This window comes from Streptomyces sp. NTH33 (genome assembly GCF_003236365.1).
Taxonomy (GTDB): Bacteria; Actinomycetota; Actinomycetes; order Streptomycetales; family Streptomycetaceae; genus Streptomyces.
Window position 1 is genome coordinate 1 of sequence record NZ_POTZ01000049.1, and the last position, 26,183, is coordinate 26,183.

A 26,183-nucleotide genomic window follows, 5' to 3' on the forward strand; every position below is an offset into this window, starting at 1 on the left:
TGGAGGTCACCACGGACGCCGTCCAGCTCCTCGGCGGCTACGGCTACACCCGCGACTACCCGGTGGAACGCATGATGCGCGACGCCAAGATCACCCAGATCTACGAGGGCACCAACCAGATCCAGCGGATCGTCATGGCCCGCAACCTGCCGTAACGGCAGGCCGGCCAGTGAAGGGTGCCCAGCGCCTGGGCACCCTTCACTCTTTTCGGTTAGCTGGTACACGCGACTTGGAACATTCCGTGTACCGCGTCTTACCGTTCTGACGTGACTGGGGACTTTCCGGCATGCGGCGGCCGTCGTACGCCGCGCTACGTTCGACTTGTGACCGGAGCATCTTCATTCGCGGACTGGCCCGAGGGCTGGCGCCTGGACGGCGAACAACTCGTCTACGAAGCCGAATTGCTCGGCTGGAAACTGGCCGTCCTGAGCCTGCTCGAGGCCCCGTGGGACGGTCCGACGAGCCTCCGCATCGAGCCGCCCGACGACCTGCACGCCACAGTGGGGACGGACGGCATCACTGTGGAGCTCATGCGGTCGATCTCCCTGGCGGAGATCCGCAGGACGGCAAAGGAACTGCGGGCACGCCTTGGACGGTCCGTCGACGGCGCCACCGCCATGACGGTGCTGCACCGGGTCGAGACGGAGCGCGAGTACGCCTTGATGGCCCGAGAGTACGTACGCCTGGTGGGCCTGGGTTACCGGAGCCCTGTCACGACGATGCTGCGCAGGACGATCGAGCCCTTCTTCGGCAACGAGACAATCGAGGGTGTCACCTCAGCACGGATCGAAAGCTGGGTGGACTGGATGACTCACGTCCGCGGATACCAGCCGTCCACGATCCGCTTTCGGTTCAACATCCTGATGTCCGTGTTCAGTTGGGCGATCGACCTCGAAGTGACCGACAGCAACCCGTGCCGGGCGGTGGAACTCCCGGTCAGCCGCTCACGGACGTATCGGGATCAGCGGGCGGAGGTCCATGTTCCGGGTATGGAAACGGTTCTCGCCGTCATCGCGGCAGCCCCGGAGCGATATCGAGGGATGCTGTGGCTGATGGCCGGCTGCGGGCTGCGGGCTGCGGGCTGCGGGCTGCGTCTCGGCGAGGCCTTGGGGCTCGGCCGGGACCGCATTTCCTTCACCGACCAACTGATCACGATCGACCGGCAGGTGGCCTGCGACGGGGACACAGGGTCGGGACGATACGGCAGCATGCGTCTGCGCCACGTCAAATGGCGCGAGGACGGAGAACAGGGACGCCGGGTGCCACTCCCCGATGTGGTGGCTCTGGCGCTGCGCCGCCATCTCAGAGACCACGTCACCTGGGGTGCCGAGGAACTGCTCTTCAGCAATGCGACGGGCACCGGCCTGCTCTACCCGTACTACTGGTACGGCAGAACCTGGCGCCCCGCACTCGCCGCGGCCGGCGTCGCCTACTTCAAGCCGCACAGTCTGCGGCATTTCCATGCGGCCTCCCTGTTGAGCCGGGGTGTGCCGGTCTCCGAGGTCTCGGCTTGACCGGGGCACATGTCGGTCAGCTTTACTGACCGCTCCTACTCCGACCTGCTGCCGGATGTGCCCGACCGTGCGCGGCTCGCGATCGACGGTGCCCTGGGAGCGAGCCGCGCAGGGGCTGTTGCAAGTGGTGGCTCTGACGCGCTGGTCATCTGTCTGCCCGGACAGGACGCACGATCAGAGATCGGAGACTCCGCTGTCCTCTCGCGGCAGGCGCGACGTCCCCCACTTCGGCGCTGTCGGCCGGAAGCCGTAGGTCGTGGACCGTGGGTCGTAGGCCGTGAGCAGGGAAGCCGGGGAACCGGAGCAGTACGCCGGACGGGTGTAGCGGAGCCCTTGTCCGTCCGGATGGCGCCGGGCCGGGAGCAGGCGTACGACGGAAGGGAACGGGGACCGTCTCGAGGTCCCTTCGTCCCCCCAGGAGGAGCCATGCCCCAGCCCGGAACCATGACCCCCATGAGCAAGGAGATGCAGGACTGCGTCCAGGCGTGCATGTCGTGCTACACCGCCTGCGAGGAGGCCATGAGCTCCTGCATGCACATGGGCGGCCAGCCGCAGATGCAGATCATGCGTGCGCTCATGGACTGTTCGGAGATGACCCGCATGTGCGCGGACATGATCATGCGCCGCTCGCCGCTGGCGGCGGAGATGTGCGCGATGTGCGCCAAGGCCTGCGACATGTGCGCGGAGGCGTGTATGTCCATGCCCGACGACAAGATGATGATGCGCTGTGCGGAGGCGTGTCGCCGCTGCGCGGAGATGTGCCGCACGATGGCGGGCGCCAGGATGTGATCTGAGCCCGGCGGTACGGCCGGAGCCCCGCGGGCGCCGGAGTACGGGCACCGCGGGGCTCTCCGTGGCGGGGGCCGGTCAGTTGCCGGTGACGGTGACCTTCTGGTCGTTCTTCAGCTCGTCCACCAGTGTCTTGACCTTCGCCTTGTCCCAGACGAGGTTGCCGCCCGAGGAGCCGGAGATCGGCATGTTCATGGAAGTGCCGTCGCCGCCGCTGACGTTCTTCAGCGCCCAGAACATGGAGGCCAGGTTCCACAGGCTCATGTCCTTGTCGACGATCAGGGAGTCCAGGCCGGCGCCCATGGTGGGGTACAGCTTGAACGGGTTCATGACCGTCGAGGGGGTGGCCACCTGGTGGGCCAGGGCGGCCAGGAACTTCTGCTGGTTCTTGGTGCGCTCCAGGTCGGAGGCGGCGAAGGCGTGCCGGGTGCGGACGAAGGCCAGTGCCTGCTGGCCGTCCAGCTTCTGCTTGCCCGCCTGGAAGTCGGCACCCGAGTACTTGTCCTTGAAGCCCTTGTCGAGGGTGAGTTCCACGCCGCCGACCGCGTCGACGATGTTCGCGAAGCCGGCGAAGCCGATCTCCACGTAGTGGTCGATGTGCAGCCCGGTGTTGTACTCGACGGTGCGGACCAGCAGCTCCGGGCCGTCGAAGGCATAGGCCGCGTTCAGCTTGTTCTGGCCGAGCGGGCCCCTGAGCTTGCCGGACTCCGAGCCGCGGAACTGCGGGATCGTGACGTTGGAGTCGCGCGGCAGGGAGATCAGCGTGTCCCCGTTGGAGCCGACGTGCAGGATCATCATCGAGTCGGTGCGCTTGCCCGCGGCGGACCCGGTGTGCAGTTTCTTCTTCTCCTCGGCCGACATGCCCTCCCGGCTGTCGGAGCCGACGATCAGGTAGTTGGTGCCCTTGCCGGTCTCCGGCCGGTCGATGACCTTGGACAGGTCGACGGCGCGGTTGAGTTTGGAATCGGCCCAGAAGTACGTCGCGACGGTGGTCACCAGGAGCACGGTGACCAGGGTTATCGCGGTCAGTTTGATGCGGCGGCCCCAGTTGGGCGCGGGGCGGGACCCGTGCGCGTATCCGCCGCCCGGCCCGCCGGGGCCGCCGGTCCGCCCGCCGTAGACGTGGCCGGTGTTGTATCCGTTGTCGTATCCGTGGTCGCCGCCGGGGGCGTCGTAGCCCCGGCCGTCGACGTACGACGGCTGCTGCGGGACTCCGTACGGCGGCGCCGAAGGGCCGCCCGGACCTCCGTATCCGCCGTGCCCGGCGGGTGCCGGGCCGCCGCGCCGCACCTGACGCATCACACGCGCACCCTCCGGCCGTGCGCCGGCACTGCCGCGTCCGTACCTGGGGCCGCGGTTGTCGCCGGACCACCCCTCGGGCCAATCATTCATGCGCCCCAGTGTGCAGGGCAGGTCTGTGTGCCTGACAGGGGCGTTGAAGAATAAGGTCGGCGCTGTTGCCAAGCTGACACAAATTTCCCGGATCCCGCCTCGGCATAAGGTGGAGGCCATGACAGACCAGGCCCCCACTACGGAATCCGAAAATCCGGATATACCGGGCAAACCGACCTCGGCGTCCCGGACCACCCTGAGCCACATCATGACCCACAACGACACCAACCTGCTGGGGACGGTGCACGGCGGAGTGATCATGAAGCTGGTCGACGACGCGGCGGGTGCGGTGGCCGGCCGGCACAGCGGCGGGCCCGCGGTCACCGCGTCCATGGACGAGATGGTGTTCCTCGAACCGGTCCGGGTCGGCGACCTCGTCCATGTGAAGGCCCAGGTCAACTGGACCGGCCGGACCTCCATGGAGGTCGGCGTGCGGGTCCTGGCCGAGCGCTGGAACGAGTCCACCCCGACCACCCAGGTCGCCTCGGCCTACCTGGTCTTCACCGCCGTGGACGCCGACGGCAAGCCGCGCCCGGTACCGCCGGTCCTGCCGGAGCGCGAGCGGGACAAGCGCCGCTACCAGGAGGCCCAGATCCGCCGTACCCACCGCCTGGCCCGCCGCCGCGCCATCAAGGAACTGCGGGAGAAGCGGGCAGCGGAAGGCTACGAGGACTGAGAGCCCACGAGGACTGAGGGCCCATGAGGACTGAGGGCCCACGAGCACTGAGCGCCGGGGCGAGGCGCCGCTGTCAGCCGCACGTCACCTCGTCGCCCTTCACCACCGCGGTGGCCGCCTGGGCCGGGTTCTCCGCGAGGACCTTGCGCACCTGGCGGTGGTCGCTGCCCGCGATCACCCGGAGTGTGGCGCCCTGCCCCGGCACCGCCCGCAGCTCGCTGCCCGGCAGGGCGGCGGCGAGCGACTTCGCCGAGCGGTCCCAGCGGGGGTCGTAGAGCACCACGGTCCGCCGGACGCCGCGCTCCTTGGCGTCCAGGGGTGCCCTGGTCGTGAGGAAACCGGCCGCCGCCAGCTCCGTGTCCACCCGCCGGCCGAGTCCGGCCGTGTCGGTGCCGTTCTCCACCTGGACGCGGATCAGCTGCGGGGCGACCTCGACGGACACGGGGAGGTTCGGCCGGCGGGGCTTGTGCGCGGCCAGCGGCCGGTCCTCGCGCAGGGCCTGGAAGAGCTGGTCGGCCCTGGCCCGGTCCCACTTCACGGTGGAGCCGATGCCCTTGACCGGATAGGCCATCTGCGCGATCGGGACGGTGGTGAACTCCGAGGAGGAGGGGGAGAAGTTCCGCATCGCTCGCCCGAGGTCCAGCAGCTCGTCGGTGTGGAAGCCCTTGTCCGCCCGTACCGAGCCCAGCACGGCCACGGCCACGTCCCGGAACCTGAGGGGGTTCAGCAGCACCCGGGAGGAGGTCGCCCGTTCGATCAGAGCGGCCAGGAAGCGCTGCTGGCGCTTCATCCGGCCCAGGTCGCTCGCCCCGTCGACGTGCCGGGAGCGGACGTACTGCAGGGCCTGGCCGCCGGAGAGCGTGTGCGTCCCGGCGGCCAGGTCCAGGCCGGTGTAGCTGTCCCTCATCGGTTCGGCGACGCAGATCTGCACCCCGCCGATCACGTCCACGGTCCGCATGAAGGTGGTGAAGTCCACCTCCAGGTAGTGGTCGATCTTCAGGTTGGTCATGTTCTCGACCGTGCGCACGGTCAGGTTGGGCCCGCCCTCCGCGTACGCCGCGTTGAGCTTGACCGGGTGCGGCCCGTGCCGTCGTCCGGTGTTCTGGTCGACGTGCTCGGGCAGCTCGGCGTAGGAGTCGCGGGGCAGGCTCACCACGCTGGCCCGCTCCCGGTCCTGCGACAGGTGCACGATCATCATCGTGTCGGTGCAGTTGCAGGGCCGGCCGCCCAGCCGGTACTGGCGCCGTTCCTGCTCGCTGATCCTGTCCCGGCCGTCGGTGCCGACCAGCAGCACGTTCATGCCGTGGCCGGCCGGCGGGCGGTTCTTCATGTCCTTGAAGGGGTCGACCCGGGCGATGTCCGCGTCCAGGCTGGAGACCACCGCGTGCCCGATCCCGGCGGAGGCGAGCACCACCACCGACAACGTGGTCGCCGCCCGCATGGCCCAGCGTGGTCTGCGGCGCGGTACGGGCGCGTACGGCACGCGGGCCGGCCTCGCCGGACCGGGGACCTGCCGCGGGGCGCGCTGCGACCGCGGGCGCGGTCGGTACTGCGTGCTGGACATGGGGGACACCTCCGCTGATGGCGTGGGTGGGCACCGTGTGCACCGTAGGGGCATACGATCGGCTGATCGGCGCAGCGGCACCCACGGCGCGCACCGGTGTCCCCCGTTCGCGGTAACGTGAGCACCGATGAACGCCAAGCCCGACGTGCGGCTCCCCGCCGTTTCTGTGATCATGCCCGTCCTCAACGAGGAGCGGCACCTGCGCGGAGCCGTGGAAGCGATCCTCGCGCAGGAGTACGACGGCGAGATGGAGGTCGTGATCGCCCTCGGTCCGTCCACGGACCGCACGGACGAGATCGCCGCCGAGCTCGTACGCGAAGACCCGCGCGTGCACACGGTCCCCAACCCCACCGGCCGCACCCCTGCCGCGCTCAACGCCGCGATCAAGGCCTCCCGCCATCCGGTCGTGGTCCGCGTCGACGGCCACGGGATGCTCTCGCCGAACTACATCGCCACGGCCGTACGGCTCCTGGAGGAGACCGGCGCGCAGAACGTCGGCGGCATCATGCACGCCGAGGGCGAGAACGACTGGGAGCACGCGGTGGCCGCCGCGATGACCTCGAAGATCGGAGTGGGCAACGCGGTCTTCCACACCGGCGGCCAGGCCGGTCCCGCGGAAACCGTGTACCTGGGGGTGTTCCGGCGCGAGGCGCTGGAGCAACAGGGCGGCTACAACGAGGAGTTCATCCGCGCCCAGGACTGGGAGCTGAACTTCCGCATCCGCGAGGCGGGCGGCCTGATCTGGTTCTCGCCGGAGCTGCGCGTCTCCTACCGGCCCCGCCCGACCGTGAAGGCCCTGGCCAAGCAGTACAAGGACTACGGTCGTTGGCGACACGTCGTCGCCCGCTACCACGAGGGCTCCATCAACCTGCGCTACCTCGCCCCGCCGACCGCGGTGTGCGCCATCGCGGCCGGGCTCGTGGTGGGCGCGGCCCTGACCCCCTGGGGTTTCGTGGTCCCCGGAGGCTATCTGGCGGCGATCGCCGCCGGATCGGTGCCCGCGGGCAAGGGCCTGCCGCTGAAGGCCCGCCTGCGCATCCCGGTCGCCCTCGCCACCATGCACATGTCGTGGGGCTGGGGCTTCCTGACCAGCCCGAAGTCGCTGGCGAGGAAGGTCATCGCCTCGCGGAAGCCGGCGGTCGTCACCGCCGACTGAGCGGTTCGACTCGGTGGGCCCCTCTCCCCGGGAGAGGGGCCTGCGTGCGTCTACCAGCGGTAGGGCGCGTACACGTCCATGCACTGGCTCTCGTCCGAGCCGTTGATGGCGTCGGAGTTGCCGGGCAGGTCACCGGCCTTCGGCGTGGACTCCTTCGGGTAGGTGGTCCCGGTACGCCAGTCGGCGCCGACGACGACGGTGACGCCGGAGACGTCGGTCGACCTCCGCACCGAACTCATCGGGATGCCGAGGGCCTTGGCGACGCTCTGCGCGTCGCCCTCCATGTCGGCGCTCGGGTAGCGCACGAGGGTCTCCGCCTCGGACAGCGCCGCCGAGGTGTCGGCCGCCGCCCTGGTGAAGCCCTTCTGCCGCAGCTCCTGGCTGATCGTACGGGCCCGGCCGCGGACCGGCGCCTGGGTGGAGGTACGGGTGGCGTTCTGCACCACCACGCCCAGCCGGTCGGCCGCGACCGAGGGAGCCGCGGTGGCCTCGTCCTCGCCCGGCTTCTTCGCCTCCGACGTGGGGCCGTTGCCGTCGAAGGGCACGTCCTCGCGGAGCATCTTCCACATCTTCGGGGCGCCGGCGTCGTCCGGGACCAGGTGGTTGCTGTCCTTCCAGTCGGTGACGTTGGGCATGGTCGTCATGGTGATGCGGTCGGTGGGGACCGTCTTGAGCTGCATGCCCAGGTCGTACAGCTTCTTGACGGTGCCGATCTCCTCGGAGACCTCCAGCGACTTCGTGGCGGCCTCCGCCAGGCCCATCAGCCGGCCGGTGTCGGTGAAGACGTTCTGGCTCCGCAGCGTGCGGATCATCGAGTTCATGTACATGTGCTGGGCCCTGGCCCGCAGCGGGTCGCTGCCCCAGGCGTGCCGGGTGCGCAGCCACTGCAGGGCCTGCTCGCCCTCGACCTTGTGCTTGCCGGCCGTCAGCTTCAGACCGGAGCCGCCGCGCTGGGCCGCCAGCGGGCGGTCCCACACGTTCTGCCTCACGCAGACCTCGACGCCGCCGATGGCGTCCGCCATGTGCACCACGCCCGTGAAGTCGACCGTCATCCAGTGGTCGATGTAGACACCGGTGAGGTTCTCCCAGGTGGCGAGCGTGCAGCCGGGGCCGCCGCGGGCCAGCGACTCGTTGATGATGGTGTTGGCCGGCGGGTAGACCTTGCCGGTGTCGGGGTCGGTGCACTTGGGGATGTCGACCCGGGTGTCACGGGGGATGCTGACCACGGCGGCGCTCTCACGGTCGGCCGACAGGTGGATGAGCATCTGCACGTCGCCCAGCGGCGGGTTGCCGCGGTTGTCCCTGCTGCCGCCCAGGGCGACGTTCGCGTCGGAGTTACGGCTGTCGGAGCCGATCAGCAGGATGTTCAGGGGGGTCTGGCCGGCCGAGTTCGGCTTCGCCCTCTCCGCCTTGGAGTCGCCGCTGCTGCGCTGGCCCTTGCGTATGTTGCCGTTCAGGTGCTGGTAGTAGAGGTATCCGGCGCCGGCCGTGGTGAGTATGACCAGCGAGAGCACCGTGGCCGACCAGCGCAGTACGCGCCTTCTGGGGCGTCTGCCGGCGACGTCGCGCCCTTTGCCGCTGCCTTTCCCTCCGCCGCCCGGGCCGTGGCCACCCGCCGGGCCGCCCTTCCGCGCGGCGAGAGCCGTCGCGTCCTCGACCGCAGGCTCCTCCCCGCGCAGACTGCTCTGCGTCAACTCCCCGTCCTCCCCACCCTGGTGTGCCATGGAACAGGCCTGTCATGCGCCGTGTTAGACGCATGACAGGCCCATAAGGTGGCGTGGTGCGCTCAACTCGCTTTCAGCTGGCGCACTCGACCTTGTCCGCCGTGGACTGCCCCTTGACCTCCGGTGCCTTCTCCGGAGGGATGAGCGACACACCCGCACCCTTGAAGTCCTTGCCCAGGGTCAGCGTCATCGTCGGCAGACCCTGGGAGTTGGTCACGCTCTCGCCCAGCTTCAGTGCTGAGCCGGGCAGTCCCATGATCGCGGCGAGTTTACGTGCCTGCGGCGCCTGGTCGGCGTCGTACACGAGGGTGGTCTTGCCGAGTTTCTCAGGCGCGTTGCCCGCGTTCTCGGACTTGGACACGCCCTGGGAGGTCTGCAGCCAGGAAAGGGTCTCCTGCGCGGAACCGGCTTCGGCCCCGCCGTTGAGGATCCGGACCCGCACCTCGGAGGCCTCGGACTGGGTGCCCTTGAGGCGGGCGACCTCGGCGTTCTTCTTGGCCTTCTTCTTTTTCTTCACCTCGGTGAAGGAGACGTCGTTCGCGATGGCGTCGAAGACCGGGGGGGCACTGCTCGGGTCGACGATGACCGTCTTCTTCACCGCTCCGTCCGCCGGGTTGTCGAGCACCGGCACGGTCAGGAAGGTGATGTTCTTCGTCGGAACCTTCTTCAGCTCCAGCGCCACGTCCTTGAGCGTGCTGACCTTGCCGATGCCGGTGTCGACGGTCAGCGCCTTGGTGGCGGCGTTGGCCAGGCTGTACAGCTTGGCCGGGTCGGTGAGCGTGTCGCCGGAGGCCATCTTGCGCATCAGCGAGCTGAGGAACTGCTGCTGCACCTTGATGCGGTCCAGGTCGCCCTGGTTGCCCCAGGCGTGCCGGGTGCGGACGAAGGCGAGGGCGTCCTCGCCCTCGATCGTGGACTCTCCAGCGGGCAGGTCCAGGTGCGATTTCGTGTCCTTCACCGCGTGTTTGAGGCACACGTCGACCCCGCCGACCGCTGTCGTCAGTGTCTTGACCGCGTTGAAGTCGGCCATCATGAAGTGGTCGGGTGCGATGCCGGTGACCTCTTTGACCGTGCGCATCGCGCAGCCCGGGTCGCGGCCGTCCTGGCCGAGGCTCACGTTGAAGCGGGCGTTGACCGTTCCCGGGACGACCTTCGTGGTGCCGTCGGGCTGCTTGGTCGGGCAGTCCGGGATGTCCACGACCAGGTCGCGCGGGATGCTCAGCGCGGTGGCGTTCGTACGGTCCTTGGAGACGTGCAGCAGGACGTTGGTGTCGGCGTGGCCCGGGCTGCCCTTGTCGCCGTAGCCCTCGTTGCCCTTGCCGGTGCGCTTGTCGGTGCCGATGATCAGTATGTTGAAGGCCTCGTCCTTGCTGAAGCCGGCCTTGGCCGCGCCGCCCACATCGGTGGTGGTGACGTTGCCTTCGAGGTGCTTGAGGACCAGATAGCCGGCCGTGCCGACGCCGACCAGGACGAACGCCATGGTGCCGCCGGTCCACAGCAGGGCCTTCTTGGCCTTCGGCTTCTTCTTCTCCGGCCGGCGTCCCCGCCGTCCGGGCGGCGGCTCCTCGGGCGGGGCGCCGCGGCGGCGGCGCGGGCCGGGGACCGTACGGGCGGGGGCGTCGGCCGCACGCGTCTGCTGCCGCCCGGGTGTCGCTCCGCGGCCTCCCACCGCACCGTCGTCGCCCGTGCCGGGCGAGGCAGGCCGACGGGGTCCCGGAATCGGCGACTGCGGAGCGGAAGGGGTCAGTCGCAGTTCGTATTCACCGGTGTCCGGGTTGAGTACCCATTGGTCTGCGGGGTCGATGTTGTCCGCCCGCCCACGGCCTTGCGCGTCCACGGTTGTCCGAATCCTCCGTCGGGGCCACGCGGCGCCTCGCTCCCCCAAGGCGCTCAGGTCTGTTTCTCAGTGCTCGACCCCAGGAAGCTCTCGTGGCCAGCAGCACCGGATCGCTCACATTATCCGGCAGGTTCGGCGTCGAGCGACGCCCGTGACACATTCCACTTCCCTACAAGTGGGCAATCCGCCCATTTCCTTGGACAAAAGTTCGCCTCTGGCCGTGACTTTACTCGCGGAAGGCCTTCGTCGTGATGTGCTGTGGCGGAACGCCGGGCGGATGAGGGCATGCACCCCGAGGTTCCCGACCCGGCTGCCTTCGTCGTGCGCGCCGTCGAATACCTACTGAACGTAGTCGCTCGGCTGCACAGGAGAACCCTCGTCGTCCGTGGGAATTCGAATCGCCGGAAGGTGAATCGGCGCCGTTTGTTCCCGATTCCCGCGGCGCTCCCGCCGTGTCACCTTGCCGTCGCCGTGACCCGTTCCGATTCGATGCGCTTGGCGAGTGCGTCCTCGGAGAGGTGGCCGAGGTTGCGGCACAGGACGACGGAGGCGCCGGCGGCGAGGGGGGCGTACAGGCCCGCGCTGAGGCCCTCCCAGGTGTCGTACGACAGCGCGGACAGCAGTCGGGAGCCGGGGCCCGTCAGGCCCAGGGCGGGGGCGTCGGCGCGGGCGCGTTCCACGACCTCCGCCGCCGAGTACTCGGCCCCGGCCACGATCAGGGCCGGATCCTCCGGGTCGACCGGTGCGAAGGGCGCGAACGCGTCGCCCTGCCCCGGCACCTCGACGGCGTAGTCCGCGAAGCCCTCCGGCGGCTGCGGGAACCGCCCGCCCAGCGGCCGCAGCGCCAGTGCCACCCGCTCCCCGGAACAGGCCCGTGCCGCCTGAAGCGCGTCCGGGCCGCTGACCACGACGTCCGCGGCCCCCGGGTCCCCGCCGACGTCCGCGACCGCGCCCACCGACGCACACGCCAGCAGCCACACCGCCGTCTGCCAGTGCGCCGGCAGCAGCAGCGCGACCCGGTCGCCGGGTCCGGCGGCGAGGTCCCCCTGGAGGAGGTTCGCGGTCTTGGCCACCCAATTGGCGAAGGTGGCCACGGACAGTTCGACGCGTTCACCCGTGGCGTCGTCGTAGAAGGTCACCAGCGGGCGTCCGGGGTCCGCGGCGAGCGCGGAACTCAGCAGGTCGGCAGGGGTGCGTTCGGTGGCGTTCACCCGCGCAAGCGTACGCGGCGCCGCGCCCGCGCACCGTGCGGCGGGGCCATGTGCGGGAGGAGCGGCGCACCACCGGTTCGGCCCAACGGTGACCGATGGCCCGTCAATTCCCCAATGGACAGAATCGTATGATCATGTCCAAGATCAGGGGCATGCGTCGATACGGATTTCTGGCGTCTTCGATCGGTTTCACCTGCACGGCCGCCCTCGTCCTCGCGCCGGGTCTTCCCGCCGCCGCGGCCACGGCGGGACCGACGTCGGCCACCGGGCCGTCGGCCGTCCCCGGCAGCACCCAGTCCCTGCCCCTCCTCCCGCTCACCCGCGACCGCGCCCGCGGCGCCGCCCTCGGACAGGGCCTGCGCCGCACGGACGTCCACCACTTCTCACTGGTCGGCGTCATCTGGGACGACCCGGACACCGAGCTGCACGGCAGCGTCCGCATCCGTACGCGCTCCACCGCCACCGGCACCTGGTCCGACTGGCAGGACGTCGACACCCACAACGCCGACCACGGCGCCGACCCCGGCACGACCGAGCGCGCCTCCGGGCTCGTGCACGGCGCCACCGCACCGCTGTGGGTGGGGGAGTCCGACGGCGTCGACGTACGCGTGCGCGTGGACACCGGGGACCGCGACGGGGGTGCCGCTGCCGACCCGTCGGTCACGCTGCCCTCCGGCCTGCGCGTCGAACTCGTCGACCCGGGCGACGAGCCCCCGCCGCAGGGCTCCCAGGCCGACGCCTCACACACCGGCGAGCTGAGCGCGGAGGCCACCGCGGCCTCCGCGGCCAACGCCCGGCTCGCCCCGCTCGGCGCCACCGAGATCCCCGCGCTCGACCGCGTGGACACCGAGCGCGAGCTGCTCGGCCTGCGCGGCGACGAACCCGGCCTGCGCGGCGACGAACCCGGCCTGCACGACGGCGAACTGGCGGAACAGCGGCGGGCCGAGCCGTACATCGGACCGCGCCCGCGCATCGTCACGCGCCGCGGCTGGGGTGCGGACGAGTCGCTGCGCGGCCGGGGGTTCGTCTACTCCAAGAAGGTCGAGGCGGCGTTCGTCCACCACACCTCCTCGGGCAACAACTACACCTGCGCGCAGGCCCCTTCGGTCATCCGCAGCATCTACCGCTACCACGTCAAGAGCATGGGTTGGCGTGACATCGGCTACAACTTCCTCATCGACAAGTGCGGCACCCTCTACGAGGGCCGCGCCGGCGGTGTGGCGAAGGCGGTGCTGGGCGCCCACACCCTGGGGTTCAACACCGACAGCGTGGGGATCGCCGTCATCGGCTCCTACGGCACGTCCAAGCCGTCGTCGGCCGCCGTCACGGCCGTGGCGCGGCTGACGGCGTGGAAGCTCGGTCTGTACGGGATGAATCCGAGCGGAAAAACATATCTGACGTCCGGCGGTGGCAACCTCTACCAAAAAGGAAAGAGGGTACGCCTGAACGTGATCTCCGGCCACCGGGACGGCTTCTCGACCGACTGCCCCGGCCGGCAGCTCTACGGCAAGCTCGGTACGGCCCGCTCGTCGGCGGCGCGCTACCAGGGCCGCTGAGGGAGGAGCCGGAGGATCGGACAGGGCTCCACGAGGCTGCACGAGCGCGTCCGCACACACTGGCCGGCCGAGGGCTGATCGGCCGGTCCCGGCAGGAAGCAGAGACGACAGGTGACGGAAGCGATCCTTCTGGTCGGCGGCAAGGGCACCCGGCTGCGCCCGCTCACGGTGCACACTCCCAAGCCCATGGTGCGGGCGGCGGGCGTGCCGTTCCTCACGCACCAGCTGGCACGGGCGAAGGCGGCGGGCGTCGAGCACATCGTGCTCGCCACCTCCTACCTGGCCGAGGTCTTCGAGCCGTACTTCGGCGACGGCTCCTCACTCGGGCTCCACCTCGAGTACGTCACGGAGGAGGAGCCCCTGGGCACGGGCGGCGCCCTCCGCAACGTCGCCTCGTGCCTGCGCTCCGGCCCCGACGAACCGGTCCTGGTCTTCAACGGCGACATCCTCACCGGGCTGGACATCGGGGCGCTGGTGCGCACGCACGAGGAGACGGGCGCGGACGTCTCCCTGCACCTGACGAAGGTGACGGACCCCCGTGCCTACGGCCTGGTCCCGACGGACGACACGGGCCACGTCCTGGCCTTCCTGGAGAAGCCGCAGACCCCCGAGGAGATCGTCACCGACCAGATCAACGCGGGAGCGTACGCCTTCCGCCGCTCGGTCATCGACACGATCCCGCAGGGCCGCCCGGTGTCGGTGGAGCGCGAGACCTTCCCCGGCCTGCTGGCGGCGGGCGCCCACCTGCAGGGCATGGTCGACTCCACCTACTGGCTGGACCTCGGCACCCCGGCCGCCTTCGTACGCGGCTCCGCCGACCTGGTCCTCGGCCGCGCCCCCTCCCCGGCGGTCCCCGGCCGCTGCGGCGACCGCCTGGTCCTGCCCACGGCCGTCGTCGCTCCCGACGCCAAGCTGACCGGCGGCACGGTGGTCGGCGAGGGCGCGTTCGTCGCCGAGGGCGCGCGGGTCTTCGGCAGTACGATCCTGCCCGGCGCCGTCATCGAGCCCGGCGCCGTCATCACCGACTTCCTCATCGGCACCCACGCCCGCATCGGCACCCGCTCCGTCCTCACCGGCACCGTCATCGGTGACGGCGCGGTGGTGGGCGCCGACAACGAACTGAGAGGGGGCGCGAGAGTCTGGTGCAACGCCCACATCCCGGCGGGCGCGGTGAGATTCTCCTCGGACCAGCCGTCGTAGCTGCGGGCAGTCGTGCCGCCGGGGCGGCACGGGTGGGCTGGGGGTACCCCCTGCTCGAAGAGCTCGGGGGAAGCACCCCGCAAGCGCGGGGGAGCGGACCCACGTGACCTCAGCAGCAACTCGGTGCGCCTTGGAACGCGGTGTACGAAAGCTACGCCTCCGCCGGCTGCAAAGCCACCGCTCGCGGCAGCGCGTGCGGCAGCGCCCCGTACCAGGCGCGGGCCACGGTGAAGCCGAAGGAGAGGCACAGGAGGCCGCCGACCGCGTCGAGCCAGAAGTGGTTGGCGGTGGCGACGATGACGACCAGGGTGGCCGCGGGGTAGAGCAGGCCGAGGACGCGGACCCAGGGGATCGTGGCCAGGGCGAAGAGGACCAGGCCGCACCACAGGGACCAGCCGATGTGCATGGACGGCATCGCGGCGTACTGGTTGGACATGTGCTTGAGGTCGCCGGAGGCCATCGAGCCCCAGGTGTTGTGGACCTGGACGGTGTCGATGAAGCGGTCGCCGGTCATCAGGCGCGGGGGTGCCAGGGGGTACAGGTAGTAGCCGAGCAGGGCCACGCCCGTGGTGATGAAGAGGGTGAAGCGGGCCGCCGCGTAGCGGCCGGGGTGGCTGCGGTAGAGCCACACCAGGACGCCGATGGTGACCACGAAGTGCAGGGTCGCGTAGTAGTAGTTCATGCCGATGATCAGCCAAGTCACGGAGTTCACGGCATGGTTGATCGACTGTTCGACGGCGATGCCCAGTCGGTGCTCGGCGCTCCAGATCCAGTCGGTGTTGCGCAGGGCCTGGGTCTTCTGTTCGGGGACCGCGTTGCGGATCAGCGAGTACGTCCAGTAACTCACCGCGATCAGCAGGATCTCGAACCACAGCCGGGGCCGGCGGGGGGTGCGCAGCCGTCGTACGGCCGTGGGGCGTCTGTCCTCCGTGACGGGGGGCGAAACGGCCTCTTCCCGGCCCTCCGGTCGCGTCACGGTCGTGTCACCCATGGGCACAGAGTGTGCCAGACGAACCTTCCCGGGACGATCACCCCTCGGTCGGGTTCCGCTCACACGTTCTTCGCCTTACGGGCGGTTCCTGTCCCCGGGGGCCGAAGCGGTCGAACCGCGCACCACCAGTTCCGGCATGAACACGAACTCGCTGTGCGGCGCGGGCGTCCCGCCGATCTCCTCCAGCAGGGTGCGTACCGCCGCCTGGCCCATCGCCGGCACCGGCTTGCGGATCGTGGTCAGGGGCGGGTCGGTGAAGGCGATCAGGGGGGAGTCGTCGAAGCCCACGACCGAGACGTCCCGGGGGACCTCCAGGCCGCGCTGCCGGGCCGCGCGGATCGCGCCGAGCGCCATCATGTCGCTGGCGCAGACGATCGCGGTGCAGTTCCGGTCGATGAGCGCCGTCGCGGCGGCCTGGCCGCCCTCCAGGGTGTAGAGGGAGTGCTGGACCAGGTCGGACTCGATGACGTCCGGGGGCAGGTTCAGCTGGTCCTGCACCGCGCGGACGAAGCCCTCGATCTTGCGCTGGACCGGGACGAAGCGCTTGGGGCCCAGGGCCAGGCCGATGCGGGTGTGGCCCAGGGAGACCAGGTGGGTGACGGCCAGGGTCATCGCCGCGCGGTCGTCGGGGGAGATGAAGGGCGCCTGGACCTTCGGGGAGAAGCCGTCCACCAGGACGAAGGGCACGCCCTGGGCGCGCAGGCGCTCGTAGCGCTCCATGTCCGCCGTGGTGTCCGCGTGCAGACCGGAGACGTAGATGATGCCCGCGACCCCGCGGTCCACCAGCATCTCGGTCAGCTCGTCCTCCGTGGAGCCGCCGGGGGTCTGGGTGGCGAGCACCGGGGTGTAGCCCTGCCGGGTCAGTGCCTGGCCGATGACCTGGGCCAGCGCCGGGAAGATCGGGTTCTCCAGCTCGGGGGTGATCAGGCCCACCAGACCCTCGCTGCGCTGCCGCAGCCGTACCGGGCGCTCGTAGCCGAGGACGTCGAGGGCGGCCAGCACGGACTGGCGGGTGGCGGCGGCGACGCCCGGCTTCCCGTTGAGGACGCGGCTGACGGTCGCTTCGCTCACCCCCGCCTGGGCAGCGATGTCGGCAAGCCGTGTGGTCACATGAGTGGACTGTACCGGTCGCCTCCCGCCCTGCCCACCGGTCGGCCGCCTGGTGCGCGCCGTTGGACGGCCCGCTGCGGGCTGCTGCGTCATCGCGTTCCCTCGTGTTCGGTCGACGTCCGGGTCTCGGCGTCCGGTCTGCAACGGGATGATTCCTCCCTCACCACCGTATGGCAAGGGCTTGCAGAGTCTTGCACAAGCGTCCGAGGCCCCGCCCACCCGCGTGAAATCACGACCGTGGGGCGGGGATCACCAGGTCACGAAGGCGTAACCTTCGTGATCTCTTGCATTTTTTTTCTGCAAGGTCTTTCGCGGAGCTTGCAACGCTGTTAATTTCACCGTCGCCCGGCGGCGGCAACGGCGCAGTCGGCACCTCGGCGGGAGCGGCGGACGGGACCGCTTCCCGCTCACGGGCTTTCACCTCAAGGAGAACTTCATGCGGCGTGGCATAGCGGCCACCGCGGTGGTGGCGTCCCTCGCTCTCGCGGCGACGGCGTGCGGGAGCGACAGCGGCAGCGACAAGTCGGACGGTCCGGTGACCATCACCTGGTGGGACACCTCCAACGCCACCAACGAGGCGCCGGTCTACCAGGACCTGGTCAAGCAGTTCGAGGCGGCCAACAAGGGCATCAAGGTCAAGTACGTCAACGTGCCCTTCGACCAGGCGCAGAACAAGTTCGACACGGCCGCCGGCTCCAAGGGCGCCCCGGACGTGCTGCGCTCCGAGGTCGGCTGGACCCCGGCCTTCGCCAAGAAGAGCTTCCTGCTGCCGCTGGACGGCACCGAGGCCCTCGCCGACCAGGACAAGTTCCAGCCCAGCCTGATCCAGCAGGCCCAGTACGAGGGCAAGACCTACGGCGTTCCGATCGTCACCGACACCCTGGCCCTGGTCTACAACAAGGCCCTGTTCGAGAAGGCCGGCGTCACCGAGGCCCCCAAGACCTGGGACGAGCTGAAGTCGGCCGCCGCCAAGATCAAGAGCAAGACCGGCGTCGACGGCTACTGGGGCTCCACCCAGTCCTACTACGCCCAGAGCTTCCTGTACGGCGAGGGCACCGACACCGTCGACGCCGGCGCCAAGAAGATCACCATGAACTCGCCCGCCGCGAAGAAGGCGTACGGCACCTGGCTGGGCCTGTTCGACGGCAAGGGCCTGCACAAGGCCGACACCACCGCCGACGCCTACGCCCACATCCAGGACGCGTTCGTCAACGGCAAGGTCGCCGCGATCATCCAGGGCCCCTGGGAGATCACGAACTTCTACAAGGGCTCCGCCTTCAAGGACAAGTCCAACCTGGGCATCGCCACCGTCCCGGGCGGCTCCTCCGGCAAGGCGGGCGCCCCGACCGGCGGCCACAACCTCTCGGTCTACGCCGGCTCCGACAAGGCGCGCCAGGAGGCGGCCCTGAAGTTCGTGAAGTTCATGACCTCGGCGAAGTCCCAGGAGACCATCGCCCTGAAGAACTCCACGCTGCCCACCCGCGACGACGCCTACACCGACCAGGTCAAGACCGACCCCGGCATCGCCGGCTACCAGGGCGTCCTCCCCGCCGCCCAGCCGCGCCCGGCGCTGCCCGAGTACAGCTCCCTGTGGGGTCCGCTCGACACCGAGCTGGTCAAGATCGCCGCAGGCAAGGTGACCCTGGACAAGGGCCTGAGCAACGCCGAACTCGCGATCACCAAGCTGGTCCCTGACTTCAGCAAGTGAGCCGCCGTGGCCGCCGGGCCCCAGCAGGGCCCGGCGGCCACCGGCCTGTGTGCCCTGCCCCTGAACTTCCAGAAGGTGTCGAACCATGACAGTCGCCCTCGAGAGCGCGGCCGCCAAGCCCGGCGGCGGGCGCGGCCGCGGCCCCGGTCCGTTGCAGCGCCTCAAGCACGGCTACCAGAAGTACTGGTACGCCTACGCGATGATCATCCCGGTCGTCGTCGTGCTCGGCGTCCTGGTGGGCTACCCGCTGGTGCGGGGCTTCTACCTGACGCTGACCGACGCCGACAGCCTGAACTCGGCCCGCACGATCGGCGTCAACCACATCGAGGCCACCTACAAGTTCATCGGGCTCGACAACTACAAGGACATCCTGTTCGGGCCGACCGCCTACGACCGGTTCTGGTCCCACTTCCTGTGGACGGTGGTGTGGACCGCGCTGTGCGTCCTCCTGCACTACACCATCGGCCTCGGCCTCGCCCTGCTGCTGAACCGGAGGATTCGCGGCCGCACCTTCTACCGCCTGCTGCTCATCCTGCCCTGGGCCGTGCCCACCTTCGTCACCGTCTTCTCCTGGCGGATCATGCTCGCCGACTCCGGCGTGCTCAACCAGATGCTCGGCGCCCTGCACCTGCCCCAGCCGCAGTGGCTGGAGGACGTCTTCTGGCAGCGGTTCGCCGCCGTCATGGTCAACACCTGGTGCGGCGTGCCGTTCATGATGGTCTCGCTCCTCGGCGGCCTGCAGTCCATCGACGCCTCGCTGTACGAGGCCGCCGAGATGGACGGGGCGAACGCCTGGCAGCGCTTCAAGCACGTCACCCTGCCGGGCCTGAGGTCGGTCAGCTCCACCGTGGTGCTGCTCGGCGTCATCTGGACGTTCAACCAGTTCGTCATCATCTTCCTGCTGTTCGGCAAGACCTCCGCCCCGGACGCCCAGATCCTCGTCACCTGGGCCTACCACCTCGGCTTCGGTCAGCAGCCGCGCGACTACGCCCAGTCCGCCGCCTACGGCGTCCTGCTGCTGTCGATCCTGACCGTCTTCACCTCCTTCTACTTCCGCTGGCTGAAGCGCAATGACCAGCTCGCCATCTGACGCAGGAGCCCCCACGATGAGCACCACGACCCTCGACAGCGCGGCATCGCCGGCCGCGTCCGCGACCGTGGCCGGCGCTCCCCGGCGGCGCGTGCGACGGCGCGACGAGAGCAGCCCGCTGGCCCGCACCGTCACCCACGGCCTGCTCGCGCTGGCGAGCCTGATCGCCGCGGCCCCGGTCGTCTGGCTGATCTACCTCTCGCTCGGCCCGGACAAGACCGACTACCTGCATCCGGGCGCCATCGCGGAGAAGATGACGTTCTCGAACTACTCGTTCGTGCTCCAGCACACGAACTTCTTCAAGTGGTTCGGGTCCACGATGACCGTCGCCCTGGGCACCACCCTGGTCGCCGTCGTCTTCGCCGCCACCACCGGCTACGCGGTCTCCCGCATGCGCTTTCCCGGGTACAAGTCGCTGATGTGGGTGCTGCTGCTCACCCAGGCGTTCCCGATCGCCGTCCTCGTCGTGCCGATGTACGAGATCTTCTCCGAGCTCGGCCTGATCGACACCTACGGCGCGCTCATCCTCGTCAACTGCTCGACGGCCGTGCCGTACTGCGCCTGGCTGATGAAGGGCTACTTCGACACCATCCCCGTCGAGATCGACGAGGCCGGGCGCGTCGACGGCCTCAGCCCGTTCGGCACCTTCCTGCGGCTCATCCTGCCGCTGGCCAGGCCGGGCCTCGCGGTCGCCGGGTTCTACAGCTTCATCACGGCCTTCGGCGAGGTCGCCTTCGCCTCCACGTTCATGCTGGACGACAACAAGTACACCTTCGCCGTCGGTCTGCAGAGTTTCGTCAGCGAGCACGACGCCCAGTGGAACTATATGGCCGCAACCGCGGTGTTGATCGCCGTTCCGGTGGCCGCTTTCTTCTACCTTGTCCAGAAAAACCTGGTCACCGGCCTCACCGCGGGAGGTACCAAGGGCTGACCCCCACCGGCCGGCAACCGGCTCCCGCGCGCCTGTCCGCGCGGGTGGCGGCCGCGGTGTCTCTCCGACCCCGCCGGCACCGCGGCCGCCTCGTCACCCGGACGCCGCCGCCCGCACCCACGACCCCCTACTCCGTACGCACCAAGGACGCCATGAGCCAGCAGCACTTCCCGGTCCGTTCCCCCCTCTCCGAAGCGGCCGTCGCCACCGTCGCCCCGCGCCGCGACTGGTGGCGGGACGCGGTGATCTACCAGGTGTACCCGCGCAGCTTCGCCGACAGCGACGGCGACGGCATGGGCGACCTGGAGGGCATCCGCTCCCGCCTGCCCTACCTGCGCGACCTCGGCGTGGACGCCGTGTGGCTCAGCCCCTTCTACGCCTCCCCGCAGGCCGACGCCGGCTACGACGTCGCCGACTACCGGGCCGTCGACCCCATGTTCGGCAACCTCCTGGACGCCGACGCGCTGATCCGCGGCGCCCACGGGCTGGGCCTGCGGATCATCGTCGACATCGTGCCCAACCACTCCTCCGACCAGCACGAGTGGTTCCGGCGCGCGGTCGCCGAGGGCCCCGGTTCGCCCCTGCGCGACCGCTACCACTTCCGCCCCGGCAAGGGGAAGGACGGCGCACTGCCGCCCAACGACTGGGAGTCCATCTTCGGCGGCCCCGCCTGGACCCGGGTCACCGAGCCGGACGGAACCCCCGGTGAGTGGTACCTGCACCTGTTCGCGCCCGAGCAGCCCGACTTCAACTGGGACCATCCGGCCGTCGGCGACGAGTTCCGCTCCATCCTGCGGTTCTGGCTCGACATGGGCGTCGACGGCTTCCGCATCGACGTGGCCCACGGCCTGGTCAAGGCCGACGGTCTGCCCGACCTCGGCACCCACGACCAGCTGAAGCTGCTGGGCAACGATGTCATGCCGTTCTTCGACCAGGACGGCGTGCACGCGATCTACCGGCAGTGGCGGAAGATCCTGGACGAGTACTCGGGGGAGCGCATCTTCGTCGCGGAGGCGTGGACGCCGACCGTCGAGCGCACCGCGAACTACGTGCGCCCCGACGAGCTGCACCAGGCGTTCAACTTCCAGTACCTCGGCACCGACTGGGACGCCGGTGAACTGCGCGAGGTCATCGACCGCACCCTGGAGGCCATGCGCCCGGTCGGCGCCCCGGCCACCTGGGTGCTGTCCAACCACGACGTCACCCGGCACGCCACCCGCTTCGCCAACCCGCCCGGCCTCGGCACCCAGATCCGCGCCGCCGGCGACCGCGGGCTGGGCCTGCGCCGGGCCCGCGCGGCCACGCTGCTGATGCTGGCGCTGCCCGGTTCGGCGTACGTCTACCAGGGCGAGGAGCTCGGCCTGCCGGACGTCGTGGACCTGCCGGACGAGGTGCGCCAGGACCCGGCGTACTTCCGCGGCGAGGGCCAGGACGGCTTCCGCGACGGCTGCCGGGTGCCGATCCCGTGGACCCGCGAGGGCTCCTCCCACGGCTTCGGCGACGGCGGCAGCTGGCTCCCGCAGCCGGCCCACTGGGGCGAGCTGAGCGTCGAGGCCCAGCAGGGCGTGCCCGGCTCCACCCTGGAGCTCTACCGCGCCGCCCTCGCCGCCCGCCGCGCCCACCCCGACCTGGGTGCGGGCGACGGCGTGGAGTGGCTGCGCGCTCCCGAGGGCGTCCTCGCCTTCCGGCGCGGCGAGTTCGTCTGCGTGGCGAACACGACCGGCGAGTCGGTCACCACCCCGGCGTACGGCCGTGTGCTGCTCACGAGCGGCGAGGTGACGGAGGCGGACGGCGAGGTGAAGGTGCCGGGCGACACGACGGTGTGGTGGGCCGCCGACTGAGCCACGGGCCCTGAGACACAGGCCCTGAGGCACAGGGCCCGAGGCCACACTTTCACACCAACTCCACACGGCCCGCTGTCCGTTGAGGCAGCGGGCCTTTATTCTGCGGTCAACCACTTGCTGAACTTTTCAGCAAGAGCCTTCAACGAAGAAGGAACCCCCACATGGCCATCCGCAGATCCCTTTCATGCGCCGCGGCCCTCGCCGCGGCGGCCTCGGTCGCCCTCGCGTCCCCCGCCGCCGCCTCCCCGCCCGGCACCAAGGACGTCACCGCGGTCCTCTTCGAGTGGAACTTCGCCTCGGTCGCCAAGGAGTGCACCACCACCCTGGGCCCCGCCGGTTACGGCTACGTCCAGGTCTCCCCGCCCGCCGAGCACATCCAGGGCCCGCAGTGGTGGACGTCGTACCAGCCGGTCAGCTACAGGATCGCCGGCCGGCTCGGTGACCGCGCCGCGTTCCAGAACATGGTCAACACCTGCCATGCGGCGGGCGTGAAGGTCGTCGTCGACACGGTGATCAACCACATGTCGGCGGGCAGCGGCACCGGCACCGGCGGCTCGTCGTACACCAAGTACAACTACCCCGGCCTGTACTCGGTGTACGACTTCGACGACTGCATGTCCGAGATCAACAACTACCGGGACCGCTGGAACGTCCAGCACTGCGAACTGGTGGGCCTCGCCGACCTCGACACCGGCGAGGAGTACGTCCGCAGGATCATCGCCGGCTACATGAACGACCTGCTCTCCCTCGGCGTCGACGGCTTCCGCATCGACGCGGCCAAGCACATCGACGCGGGCGACCTCGCCAACATCAAGTCGCGCCTGACGAACAGGAACGCGTACTGGAAGCAGGAGGTCATCCACGGCGCCGGTGAGGCGGTCCAGCCGACCGAGTACACGGGCAACGGCGACGTCCAGGAGTTCCGCTACGCCTACGACCTCAAGCGGGTCTTCAATAACGAGAAGCTCGCGTACCTGAAGAACTACGGCGAGGGCTGGGGCTACCTCAACAACTCGGTGGCCGGCGTCTTCGTCGACAACCACGACACCGAGCGCAACGGCTCCACCCTCACCTACAAGAACGGCGCCCACTACACGCTGGCCCACGTCTTCATGCTGGCCTGGCCGTACGGCGCCCCCGACGTCAACTCCGCCTACGAGTGGTCCAACATCGATGCCGGTCCGCCCAACGGCGGCAAGGTCAACGCCTGCTGGCAGGACGGCTGGAAGTGCCAGCACGCCTGGCCGGAGATCAAGTCCATGGTCGCCTTCCGCAACGCCACCCGCGGCCAGGCGGTCACCAACTGGTGGGACAACGGCAACAACGCCATCGCCTTCGGCCGGGGCGACAAGGGCTTCGTGGCCGTCAACCACGAGTCGGGCAGCCTGACCCGCACCTACCAGACCTCCCTCCCCGCGGGCACGTACTGCAACGTCCAGAACAACACGCCGGTGACGGTCAACGGCTCCGGCCAGTTCACCGCCACCCTGGGCTCCAACACCGCGTTGGCGCTCTACGCGGGCAAGTCGAGCTGCTGAACCGCGGCACGCCTGCCGCACGGTGCGCCGGTCGGCCGAGTGCACGGATGTGAAAACTCTTGCTAGAGGTTTCAAAAGTCTTGCTGTAAACCTTGCGCAGGCGATACGGTCGCGCCCACGCCCGGCAGCGGAGCCGCTGCCGGGGCGAGGGGTCGCAGTCAAGTGAGCCGTACCGCCAAGGAGTTCATCCCGTGATACCGAGATGGCCGGCGCCCTCGCGGCGCCGCACCCCCTCAGGCAGACGCGTCGCCGCCGTCACCGCGGCCGCGCTCGCCGCAGCGCTCGTCCCACCGCTCACGGCGCGGGCGGCCACACCGCCCGCGCCGCCCTCGGACGCGAAGCTCGCCGCCGAGCCGGCCCGGCACGACGCCACCCGCGAGCAGTTCTACTTCGTCCTGCCGGACCGTTTCGCCAACGGAGACACCTCCAACGACCGGGGCGGACTGACCGGCTCCCGGCTCGCCACCGGCCACGACCCCACCGACAAGGGCTTCTACCAGGGCGGCGACCTCAAGGGCCTGACCGACCGGCTCGACTACGTCAAGGGCCTGGGCACCACCGCCATCTGGCTCGCGCCGATCTTCAAGAACCAGCCCGTGCAGGGCACCGGCAAGGACGCCTCGGCCGGCTACCACGGCTACTGGATCACCGACTTCACCCAGGTCGACCCGCACTTCGGCACCAACAAGGACCTCAAGACCCTCATCTCCAAGGCGCACGCCAAGGGCATGAAGGTCTTCTTCGACGTCATCACCAACCACACCGCCGACGTCATCGACTACGAGGGCGGCTCCCACGCGTACCTGTCCAAGGGCGCCTTCCCCTACCTGACCAAGGACGGCCGTCCCTTCGACGACGCCGATCACGCGAACGGCACGAAGAAGTTCCCCGCCGTCGGCAAGGACTCCTTCCCCTACACCCCGGCCGTCCCCGCCGCCAAGAAGAACCTCAAGGTCCCGTCGTGGCTCAACGACCCGGCGATGTACCACAACCGCGGCGACTCCACCTACGCCGGCGAGAACTCCACCTACGGCGACTTCTCCGGCCTCGACGACCTGTGGACCGAGCGCCCCGAGGTCGTCAGCGGGATGGAGAAGATCTACCAGCGCTGGGTGAAGGACTTCGGCGTCGACGGCTTCCGCGTCGACACCGTCAAGCACGTCAACATGGAGTTCTGGACCCAGTGGGCCACGGCGCTGGACGAGTACGCCGCCCGGCAGGGCCGTAAGGACTTCTTCATGTTCGGCGAGGTCTACTCCGCCGACACCTCCGTGAACGCCCCTTACGTCACCCAGGGCCGCCTGGACGCCACACTGGACTTCCCCTTCCAGGACGCGGCCCGCGCCTACGCCTCCCAGGGCGGCAGCGCGAAGAAGCTCGCGGGCGTCTTCGGCGACGACTACAAGTACACGACCGACAAGGCCAACGCCTACGGGCAGGTCACCTTCCTCGGCAACCACGACATGGGCCGCATCGGGTCCTTCCTCAGGCAGGACAACCCCAAGGCCACCGACGCCGAGATCCTGCGCAAGGACAGGCTCGCCAACGAGCTGATGTTCCTCAGCCGCGGCAACCCCGTCGTCTACTACGGCGACGAGCAGGGCTTCACCGGCTCCGGCGGCGACAAGGACGCCCGCCAGACCATGTTCGCCTCCCGGGTCGCCGACTACCTCGACGACGAGCAGATCGGCACCGGCCGCACCCACGCCCGCGACGCCTACGACACCACCGCGCCGCTGTACCGGCAGATCGCCGACCTGGCCAAGCTCCGCAAGGACAACCCGGCCCTCACGGACGGCGTCCAGACCGAGCGGTACGCGGCCGACGGGCCGGGCGTCTACGCCTTCACCCGCACGGACGCCAGGACCGGCGCCGAGTACGTCGTCGCCTTCAACAACGCCGACGACGCGAGGACCGCGACCTTCGCCACCGGCTCGGCGAAGACGACGTACCGCGGCATCCACGGCACCGGGGCGACCGTGACCTCCGGCGCCGACCGCAAGGTGACCGTCACCGTCCCGGCCGCGTCCGCCGTCGTCCTCAAGGCCGCCGGCACCCTCGACAAGCCCGCCGCCAAGCCGTCCCTCACCCTGACGGCCCCCGCCGCCGGAGCCACCGGCACCGTCGGCCTCGGCGCCGACGTCACCGGCGGGCAGCTCAACCGGGTCGTCTTCGCCGCCCAGGTCGGCAACGGCCCGTGGCGGGTGCTCGGCACCGCCGACCACGCCCCCTACAAGGTCACCCACACCCTCGACAGGACCGTCCCGGCCGGCCGAGTCGACGACGACCGCCTTGTAGCGCAGGGCGGTGCCGGCCGGGACGGTCCTGTCGAGGGTGTGGGTGACCTTGTAG

At 69.8% G+C, this 26,183-nt stretch carries 20 protein-coding genes; 13 read left to right on the forward strand and 7 right to left on the reverse strand.

What is annotated here, in order from left to right; genetic code table 11:
* From C1I97_RS07555 to C1I97_RS07565, 3 genes are all read left to right on the forward strand, one after another.
* On the forward strand, positions 1 to 155 hold a 155-nt coding region (locus C1I97_RS07555; protein ID WP_258382463.1), incomplete at its 5' end, for an acyl-CoA dehydrogenase family protein.
* Positions 156 to 323: 168 nt separating this feature from the next.
* Complete coding sequence (locus C1I97_RS07560) at positions 324 to 1,514, forward strand: tyrosine-type recombinase/integrase (RefSeq protein WP_146608178.1); 1,191 nt, start codon at positions 324 to 326, stop codon at positions 1,512 to 1,514.
* Positions 1,515 to 1,940: 426 nt separating this feature from the next.
* Positions 1,941 to 2,303, forward strand: coding sequence for a four-helix bundle copper-binding protein (locus C1I97_RS07565; protein ID WP_111002454.1), 363 nt, complete (start codon positions 1,941 to 1,943; stop codon positions 2,301 to 2,303).
* Between the two features lie 78 nt (positions 2,304 to 2,381).
* Here the strand turns inward: C1I97_RS07565 and C1I97_RS07570 are convergent, their stop codons facing one another.
* On the reverse strand, positions 2,382 to 3,695 hold the full coding sequence (locus tag C1I97_RS07570) for an LCP family protein (RefSeq protein WP_111002455.1): 1,314 nt from the start codon (positions 3,693 to 3,695) through the stop codon (positions 2,382 to 2,384).
* 118 nt (positions 3,696 to 3,813) lie between these two features.
* On the opposite strand from C1I97_RS07570, the gene C1I97_RS07575 reads away from it, so the two are divergent.
* Entirely contained in the window at positions 3,814 to 4,371 is a 558-nt protein-coding gene (locus tag C1I97_RS07575; protein ID WP_181446620.1) for an acyl-CoA thioesterase, read from the forward strand.
* A 73-nt stretch (positions 4,372 to 4,444) separates the two neighbouring features.
* Here C1I97_RS07575 and C1I97_RS07580 read toward each other — a convergent pair whose 3' ends face one another.
* The gene (locus C1I97_RS07580; protein ID WP_111002456.1) at positions 4,445 to 5,935 is read right to left on the reverse strand and encodes an LCP family protein; all 1,491 of its coding nucleotides are present in this window, start codon (positions 5,933 to 5,935) and stop codon (positions 4,445 to 4,447) included.
* 127 nt (positions 5,936 to 6,062) lie between these two features.
* Here C1I97_RS07580 and C1I97_RS07585 point away from each other — a divergent pair, with 127 nt between their 5' ends.
* A complete protein-coding gene (locus tag C1I97_RS07585; protein ID WP_111002457.1) occupies positions 6,063 to 7,091 on the forward strand; it encodes a glycosyltransferase family 2 protein in 1,029 nt (342 codons plus the stop codon).
* Positions 7,092 to 7,141: 50 nt separating this feature from the next.
* Here C1I97_RS07585 and C1I97_RS07590 read toward each other — a convergent pair whose 3' ends face one another.
* From C1I97_RS07590 to C1I97_RS07600, 3 genes are all read right to left on the reverse strand, one after another.
* The gene (locus C1I97_RS07590) at positions 7,142 to 8,785 is read right to left on the reverse strand and encodes an LCP family protein (protein ID WP_258382462.1); all 1,644 of its coding nucleotides are present in this window, start codon (positions 8,783 to 8,785) and stop codon (positions 7,142 to 7,144) included.
* A gap of 103 nt (positions 8,786 to 8,888) precedes the next feature.
* Complete coding sequence (locus tag C1I97_RS07595) at positions 8,889 to 10,652, reverse strand: LCP family protein (RefSeq protein ID WP_111002459.1); 1,764 nt, start codon at positions 10,650 to 10,652, stop codon at positions 8,889 to 8,891.
* Between the two features lie 455 nt (positions 10,653 to 11,107).
* Positions 11,108 to 11,863 (reverse strand): TIGR03089 family protein, encoded by a 756-nt coding sequence (locus tag C1I97_RS07600; RefSeq protein ID WP_111002460.1) that lies wholly within the window; start codon positions 11,861 to 11,863, stop codon positions 11,108 to 11,110.
* Positions 11,864 to 11,997: 134 nt separating this feature from the next.
* On the opposite strand from C1I97_RS07600, the gene C1I97_RS07605 reads away from it, so the two are divergent.
* Together C1I97_RS07605 and C1I97_RS07610 are read left to right on the forward strand one after the other, a co-directional pair.
* Positions 11,998 to 13,419 (forward strand): peptidoglycan recognition protein family protein, encoded by a 1,422-nt coding sequence (locus C1I97_RS07605; RefSeq protein WP_111002470.1) that lies wholly within the window; start codon positions 11,998 to 12,000, stop codon positions 13,417 to 13,419.
* 111 nt (positions 13,420 to 13,530) lie between these two features.
* Positions 13,531 to 14,619, forward strand: coding sequence for a nucleotidyltransferase family protein (locus tag C1I97_RS07610; protein WP_111002461.1), 1,089 nt, complete (start codon positions 13,531 to 13,533; stop codon positions 14,617 to 14,619).
* Positions 14,620 to 14,770: 151 nt separating this feature from the next.
* Here C1I97_RS07610 and C1I97_RS07615 read toward each other — a convergent pair whose 3' ends face one another.
* Complete coding sequence (locus C1I97_RS07615; protein ID WP_111002462.1) at positions 14,771 to 15,610, reverse strand: phosphatase PAP2 family protein; 840 nt, start codon at positions 15,608 to 15,610, stop codon at positions 14,771 to 14,773.
* 75 nt (positions 15,611 to 15,685) lie between these two features.
* Complete coding sequence (locus C1I97_RS07620; RefSeq protein ID WP_309147782.1) at positions 15,686 to 16,720, reverse strand: LacI family DNA-binding transcriptional regulator; 1,035 nt, start codon at positions 16,718 to 16,720, stop codon at positions 15,686 to 15,688.
* Between the two features lie 436 nt (positions 16,721 to 17,156).
* Here C1I97_RS07620 and C1I97_RS07625 point away from each other — a divergent pair, with 436 nt between their 5' ends.
* The 6 genes from C1I97_RS07625 to C1I97_RS07650 all read left to right on the forward strand — a co-directional run.
* A complete protein-coding gene (locus C1I97_RS07625) occupies positions 17,157 to 18,428 on the forward strand; it encodes an extracellular solute-binding protein (RefSeq protein WP_111002464.1) in 1,272 nt (423 codons plus the stop codon).
* A gap of 85 nt (positions 18,429 to 18,513) precedes the next feature.
* On the forward strand, positions 18,514 to 19,518 hold the full coding sequence (locus C1I97_RS07630) for a carbohydrate ABC transporter permease (RefSeq protein WP_111002465.1): 1,005 nt from the start codon (positions 18,514 to 18,516) through the stop codon (positions 19,516 to 19,518).
* Positions 19,519 to 19,534: 16 nt separating this feature from the next.
* On the forward strand, positions 19,535 to 20,449 hold the full coding sequence (locus C1I97_RS07635; protein ID WP_111002466.1) for a sugar ABC transporter permease: 915 nt from the start codon (positions 19,535 to 19,537) through the stop codon (positions 20,447 to 20,449).
* A gap of 152 nt (positions 20,450 to 20,601) precedes the next feature.
* Complete coding sequence (locus C1I97_RS07640; RefSeq protein ID WP_111002467.1) at positions 20,602 to 22,290, forward strand: glycoside hydrolase family 13 protein; 1,689 nt, start codon at positions 20,602 to 20,604, stop codon at positions 22,288 to 22,290.
* A gap of 164 nt (positions 22,291 to 22,454) precedes the next feature.
* Positions 22,455 to 23,831, forward strand: a complete 1,377-nt coding sequence (locus tag C1I97_RS07645; protein ID WP_111002468.1) for an alpha-amylase — start codon at positions 22,455 to 22,457, stop codon at positions 23,829 to 23,831.
* A 191-nt stretch (positions 23,832 to 24,022) separates the two neighbouring features.
* Positions 24,023 to 26,183: alpha-amylase family glycosyl hydrolase (locus tag C1I97_RS07650; RefSeq protein ID WP_181446621.1), on the forward strand; the 2,161-nt coding region annotated here is incomplete at its 3' end.

Bases quoted from the DNA above. Each gene is read 5' to 3' on its own strand.
- C1I97_RS07565 (WP_111002454.1), top strand. From the start codon at position 1,941: ATGCCCCAGCCCGGAACCATGACCCCCATGAGCAAGGAGATGCAGGAC.
- C1I97_RS07570 (WP_111002455.1), bottom strand. From the start codon at position 3,695: ATGAATGATTGGCCCGAGGGGTGGTCCGGCGACAACCGCGGCCCCAGG.
- C1I97_RS07575 (WP_181446620.1), top strand. From the start codon at position 3,814: ATGACAGACCAGGCCCCCACTACGGAATCCGAAAATCCGGATATACCG.
- C1I97_RS07580 (WP_111002456.1), bottom strand. From the start codon at position 5,935: ATGTCCAGCACGCAGTACCGACCGCGCCCGCGGTCGCAGCGCGCCCCG.
- C1I97_RS07585 (WP_111002457.1), top strand. From the start codon at position 6,063: ATGAACGCCAAGCCCGACGTGCGGCTCCCCGCCGTTTCTGTGATCATG.
- C1I97_RS07605 (WP_111002470.1), top strand. From the start codon at position 11,998: ATGTCCAAGATCAGGGGCATGCGTCGATACGGATTTCTGGCGTCTTCG.
- C1I97_RS07615 (WP_111002462.1), bottom strand. From the start codon at position 15,610: ATGGGTGACACGACCGTGACGCGACCGGAGGGCCGGGAAGAGGCCGTT.
- C1I97_RS07625 (WP_111002464.1), top strand. From the start codon at position 17,157: ATGCGGCGTGGCATAGCGGCCACCGCGGTGGTGGCGTCCCTCGCTCTC.
- C1I97_RS07630 (WP_111002465.1), top strand. From the start codon at position 18,514: ATGACAGTCGCCCTCGAGAGCGCGGCCGCCAAGCCCGGCGGCGGGCGC.
- C1I97_RS07635 (WP_111002466.1), top strand. From the start codon at position 19,535: ATGAGCACCACGACCCTCGACAGCGCGGCATCGCCGGCCGCGTCCGCG.
- C1I97_RS07640 (WP_111002467.1), top strand. From the start codon at position 20,602: ATGAGCCAGCAGCACTTCCCGGTCCGTTCCCCCCTCTCCGAAGCGGCC.
- C1I97_RS07645 (WP_111002468.1), top strand. From the start codon at position 22,455: ATGGCCATCCGCAGATCCCTTTCATGCGCCGCGGCCCTCGCCGCGGCG.